The organism is Exiguobacterium sp. s150 (genome assembly GCF_018618435.1).
Taxonomy (GTDB): domain Bacteria; phylum Bacillota; class Bacilli; order Exiguobacteriales; family Exiguobacteriaceae; genus Exiguobacterium; species Exiguobacterium alkaliphilum.
The window spans coordinates 1-4,961 of sequence record NZ_JACSMC010000058.1 but is presented as its reverse complement, the minus strand read 5'-3'; the positions used below and the strand labels follow the sequence as shown (position 1 = coordinate 4,961).

General features: G+C 39.3%; 7 protein-coding genes. 4 read left to right on the top strand and 3 right to left on the bottom strand.

Annotated features, from left to right (window positions below):
- Positions 1–172 precede the first annotated feature (172 nt).
- Together KNP76_RS15335 and KNP76_RS15330 are read right to left on the bottom strand one after the other, a co-directional pair.
- Positions 173–538, bottom strand: a complete 366-nt coding sequence (locus KNP76_RS15335; RefSeq protein WP_026824348.1) for a DUF5388 domain-containing protein — start codon at positions 536–538, stop codon at positions 173–175.
- A gap of 5 nt (positions 539–543) precedes the next feature.
- Positions 544–1,392: a ParA family protein gene (locus KNP76_RS15330; RefSeq protein WP_211781031.1), complete on the bottom strand. Its 849-nt coding sequence runs from the start codon at positions 1,390–1,392 to the stop codon at positions 544–546.
- A 273-nt stretch (positions 1,393–1,665) separates the two neighbouring features.
- Here KNP76_RS15330 and KNP76_RS15325 point away from each other — a divergent pair, with 273 nt between their 5' ends.
- From KNP76_RS15325 to KNP76_RS15310, 4 genes are all read left to right on the top strand, one after another.
- Positions 1,666–2,004: an AbrB/MazE/SpoVT family DNA-binding domain-containing protein gene (locus KNP76_RS15325; RefSeq protein ID WP_214845018.1), complete on the top strand. Its 339-nt coding sequence runs from the start codon at positions 1,666–1,668 to the stop codon at positions 2,002–2,004.
- A 6-nt stretch (positions 2,005–2,010) separates the two neighbouring features.
- Positions 2,011–2,325: a type II toxin-antitoxin system RelE/ParE family toxin gene (locus tag KNP76_RS15320; protein ID WP_214845017.1), complete on the top strand. Its 315-nt coding sequence runs from the start codon at positions 2,011–2,013 to the stop codon at positions 2,323–2,325.
- A gap of 318 nt (positions 2,326–2,643) precedes the next feature.
- Positions 2,644–3,795, top strand: coding sequence for a pentapeptide repeat-containing protein (locus tag KNP76_RS15315; RefSeq protein ID WP_214845016.1), 1,152 nt, complete (start codon positions 2,644–2,646; stop codon positions 3,793–3,795).
- Positions 3,796–3,855: 60 nt separating this feature from the next.
- Complete coding sequence (locus tag KNP76_RS15310) at positions 3,856–4,431, top strand: hypothetical protein (protein WP_214845015.1); 576 nt, start codon at positions 3,856–3,858, stop codon at positions 4,429–4,431.
- Between the two features lie 150 nt (positions 4,432–4,581).
- Here KNP76_RS15310 and KNP76_RS15305 read toward each other — a convergent pair whose 3' ends face one another.
- A complete protein-coding gene (locus tag KNP76_RS15305; RefSeq protein ID WP_214845014.1) occupies positions 4,582–4,773 on the bottom strand; it encodes a helix-turn-helix domain-containing protein in 192 nt (63 codons plus the stop codon).
- Positions 4,774–4,961: the final 188 nt, after the last annotated feature.

Genomic DNA, 4,961 nt, shown 5'->3' with positions numbered 1-4,961 from the left:
AACCTACGGAAGTTCATCGCCAAAGGCATCGGGGGAAGTGCAAAGAAGGGGTCCGGCCACCGAAAATCGGTGACCGGACCCCTCTTTTTCTTAAAAAGCTCTAAAGCCGGCTAGTTATGTCCCAGCCTCGTTCATCAATATCTAAGGCTCAGTTCATTATGGACTGCCTTTTTTATTTACTATGCTTCATCATCAAAACGTCTCGAATCAGCTCATATTCTTTTCTCTCATTGGAAGAGAATAGCTCCAGATACTCGTCAATCATCGTAGAAATAATTGCATCTGCCGAATCCGCTTTGCCCATCGTCACTAACGCTGACAATTTGTTTTTTGTGAGGTTCGATACACGAACAGTGCTTGAACCCATATTGACGGAGTTCTTAGCTGATCGTTTGTTTGAAGTTTCTTTCTGAACAGTAGCTTTCGATTCCACTGTTTTGTCTTCAGATACTTCAGCTTTATATGTTTGTTGCGGCGCCGCTGCACCCTTACGGTCCAGCAACCGCTTTTTCGCTGGTTTTTGAATCAAATCTGACATATTATTCACCCCTGTTCCACGTAATTCATTTCTGCTTCGAGACGCTGTAAGAACTCCTCTGCAACTTTTGCATATGTCTCCATGACACGTTTGTCGTGCATATCTTCCTCGACGATTCCAGTAATGTCATAGCGCTTCAAACGCTCCATGTTCTTGATCACGCCTTCAAAAAGATTATGCGATCCGAATACATTCTTGGCATTTTCAAGCGTTGCCATGTCTACTGCTGCACCATTTTTAAGAAGAACCGGTAGGATTCCAAGAATGTCAAAATCAGCATGATAGTCATCCAGCAATGTCTGCAGGTACTGTGTGAATACCTCGGCGCCCTGTAAGCTTCGTTCCTGTGTCTGAAGTACGACGACTACGAAATCAGAGGCATAAAGTGCTGAGTCCGTATAGATGGAGATAGTGGGAGGGACGTCCACAAAAATGAAATCGAACTCGCTCTTTAAAGGTTCGAGAAGAGTAGAAAGGTACGTCACACGGTCCACTTCTTTCTCAAACTTTTTCTCAAGAAACTTCGGGTACTGCGCGAAATCACTGAATGAAGGTAGTAGGAACAGATTGTCCGTAACTTCTGTGACGATGCTACTTAAATCGCCTTCTTGCATTGCGGCCATCAATGTTTTCTCGAAGGTAATGTAATCATCTTCTCGTGCAGCCTTCGTCTTCAAGAACAAGGTAGTCGCATTTGCTTGTGGGTCCTGGTCACAGAGCAACACACGATAGCCTTTTTTGGCCAATGCGTAAGCGAGCATCGTGCTATTCGTTGTCTTTCCCGTGCCGCCTTTGAAGTTTCCAAATGTCACAACAATTGCTTCCTGCTGTGAGAGATCAAGCTGATTGGTCATTTTAGTGCCTCCTTTTTTATTTGTAACTTTAACGTATCAAACTTTTCTCCATTTGTATACATGTATACAAATGGATTGATATTATTTCACGTTAAAGATTGAATTAATTCAGATAGTGATATATAGTTAGTGTAAGTAAAAAGTAAGAATTCTTACCGTATGTAAATTAAAAAAACAAAACAATCAGCGAACAAAAAACAAACAAATGAAAAAGCCGAGCGAAAATAAATTACACAAATTAAAATGGTAAAGTGAAAAAAGGAGAGATAAACCATGTTAGCAACGAAAACGAAAAAGGTTGCCGTCTCCAGCAAAAGACAAATCGCCATTCCAAAAGAATTCTTTGATGCGATCGGTATTGAAAAAGAGATTATTATGGAACTGAATGACGGAGTTATTAATATCAAACCAGTAAGAACACATACGGATGATTTCTCAGAAGAAATATTAGCAGATGTTATTCAAGAGGGCTTCACAGGGAACGACATTTTGAAAGAATTTCAACGCCGTAAAAATATGATTCGTCCGGCTATTTCACAAATGATCAAGGAAGCAACAAGCACTAAGCCTACATCAATAGATGATTTATTCGGAGATGACGATGAGGACTGATTTGAATTGAATGACAAAGTACCGATTTTATTTCATCCAGCAGCCAAAAAATATTTTGAGAAGCTAAAAAAGAAAGATAAACAACTTAGTGAGCTGTATAAAATAAATCTTCAAAAGATTGTAAGTAACCCTGAAATTGGCGAGTTTAAGACAGGAGATCTGGCCGGCATCAGGGGTTATGATTTCAGGCATAAGGGGACCGTCTATGAGATTGCCTACAGCATTGAAGTGGGGGATGACGGGGAATTGATTGTCGTTATCTTAGCTGGAACACGAGAAAACTTTTATCATGAATTGAAAAGATATTTAAAGTCTAAATAAATCATTAATGAAAGGCGCTTGAGTCGATGTAGAAGTTAGACTTAAGCGTTTTTTTAATTTGGAAAATTAATAACACATAATAAAGTAGATTCATTACACTTTAACCAAGGATACTTACTTTTAAATTTAGAAGGATGAATTTTGCACTGCTTGTGCTCTTTGTTGTACTCGGACACCAGAAATACTTTGTTGATGCAGAGATTATCCTACTTACCCACGCTCACGTCAGCCATTCAGTCGTGAAATCATCTGATCGTCCAAGATATAGTTGGCGTCATTATAAACGTTCGGAATTATGAAATTATAGGAGGGAACAAAATGAATACCTATACCCCAAAACAACTTAGCGACATCCTAACCAACCATAAAAAATGGCATGATGACGAAGACGAGGGGCAGTGTGCTTACTTCTTTTGTGCCGATTTAACTGACGCTAAACTAAGTGGCGCTTACTTAAAAAAAGCTTACTTATTTTACACTAAATTACGTGGTGCTGACTTAAGTAAAGCTAACCTAGTTCGCGCTAAATTACGTGGTGCTGACCTAAGTGAAGCTACCCTAGTGGGCGCTGACCTGAGTGAGGCTAACCTAACTGACGCTAAATTAGTTGACGTGGATTTAACTGACGCTAAACTAATTGAAACTTACCTTTTTCGCGCTGACCTAAGTGAAGCTTATCTCTTTCGTGCTGACCTAAGTCACGCAGAAATGGTTGGTGCTAAACTATGTGGCGCTGACCTAAGTGACTCTAACCTATATGAAACTAACTTAACTGACGCTGATTTGAGTGGTGTTGACTTAAGTCTCGCTTGCCTCGATGGTACTGATCTAAGTGGCGCTAACTTAAGTAAAGCTAACCTAGCTGACGCAAAACTAGATGGCACTTATTTAAAGTGCAGTAATTTAAGTCACGCTACCTTAACTGACGCTTACATACTTGACGCTAATTTAAGTGGTAGCAATTTGAGTAACACTAACCTAACTAACGCTGATCTAACTGGCGCTGATTTAAGTGAAGCTGACCTAATCGAAGCTAGACTAGGTGGCGTTAAACTAGGTGGCGCTAACCTACGTCATGCTGATTTAAAAGGCGCTTATCTCTTTCGCGCTACTCTAAGTGAGGCTGATCTAAGTTATGCTCAGCTATGTGGCGTTAACCTAACTCACGCTGACTTAGAACGTTCACATCTGAGAGGCGCGAACCTATATGAAGCCAATCTAAGTCATGCCAACTTAACTAACACTGACTTACGAGACGCTGATTTACGTGCAACTAACCTAACTGACGCTTATTTACGATACGCCGACTTACAGTACGCTGACTTACGAGACGCTGACTTACGAGACGCTGACCTACGTGAAGCTAACCTGCGTGAAGCTGACCTGCGTGGTGCTGATTTAACTGGCGCTAAACTACGTGGCGTAAAACGAGATGGTGCTAATCTAACATTACCATTGGCATCCATATAAACGGACACCTAAGTGTCATGCATTTTATGGTAGTCCCGTCTGATTTAGGAGGATTAAACGATGAATTACGAAATACTTCACAATAAATTTCAAAATCGAAAACATCAACTTGTCCTTAGCAAGGAAATCGTTGTGGAAAGATTAATAAAACGATATAAGGCTGAGGAAATTGACAAAGAAGTAATTATGGATTTAATAAATGATGATCAACTTCAATATGATAAAATCTTTTGTTGTTTAAAAATTGATGATGTGAAGATTCTAAATAAAGTCTTTACCTCAAAAGAGAAAAAAGAGTTTCAGTGGGAACTAAAAGATAATCAAAGAAGAAACCGGAAATATAAGTATAAAAGCGAGAAAGAAGCGGCATACAATCAGTTAATTCTTGATGAAATGGAAGGCCGTCGAGTTGATATAATTTTAGAAAGTCTTGACGATAAGCACATCACTGGATTCTTAGTAAGAAATCAATCTGAAGAGATTGGGTCTTATATATCTGCATTAGCAAGCGGAATACAATTTGTAGATGAGGGTGTTAAGAAATTAGTTGTAGAAGCTAGAAATTTAACAGACGATGAGTATAAACTATCTTATCGATGGTATTTGGAAGACTTAAAGCGTTGGGATTTAGTTTAATTCATAAATAAAGACCGAAGATGGATTATGTATCTATTTAAAATTAAAAATTATAGGGCTTCAAGAATCTGTTTGTTAAGATTCTTAAAGCCCTTTTTTAAATGAATTTAACAATTTTTAAACCATATATCTCACAAGAACATATTCAAATCAATCGAATTTGTTACTGTCAAAAAAATCGGTTAATGAAATATTTAAACCACTACAAAATTTTTGAATCGTGCTCACTTTAGGATGCTTGGTTCGTCCGCTCATTAGTTCGGAGATCGTTGCTTGATTCAGTCCACCTTTTTGAATGACTTGATGGATTGTCATACCATGCTCCGCTGCGAGCTCCTTCATTCGCTCGATGATTGCCTCGTTCAATTCCACTTGCTCACCCCACGATCAAAGTACTCTCTTCATCACTTATTCTTTATGAGTCTTTCTATTCCTCTACCCTTGAGTATTGCGGATACAGAGAGCCACTAGTGCGGACTTGTGAGCCACCGAATGCGGACGACTGAGCCACCAAATGCGGATACTGAGCC

Coding starts and splice junctions, on each gene's coding strand:
- KNP76_RS15335 (WP_026824348.1), bottom strand. CDS start 538: ATGTCAGATTTGATTCAAAAACCAGCGAAAAAGCGGTTGCTGGACCGT.
- KNP76_RS15330 (WP_211781031.1), bottom strand. CDS start 1,392: ATGACCAATCAGCTTGATCTCTCACAGCAGGAAGCAATTGTTGTGACA.
- KNP76_RS15325 (WP_214845018.1), top strand. CDS start 1,666: ATGTTAGCAACGAAAACGAAAAAGGTTGCCGTCTCCAGCAAAAGACAA.
- KNP76_RS15315 (WP_214845016.1), top strand. CDS start 2,644: ATGAATACCTATACCCCAAAACAACTTAGCGACATCCTAACCAACCAT.
- KNP76_RS15310 (WP_214845015.1), top strand. CDS start 3,856: ATGAATTACGAAATACTTCACAATAAATTTCAAAATCGAAAACATCAA.
- KNP76_RS15305 (WP_214845014.1), bottom strand. CDS start 4,773: ATGAAGGAGCTCGCAGCGGAGCATGGTATGACAATCCATCAAGTCATT.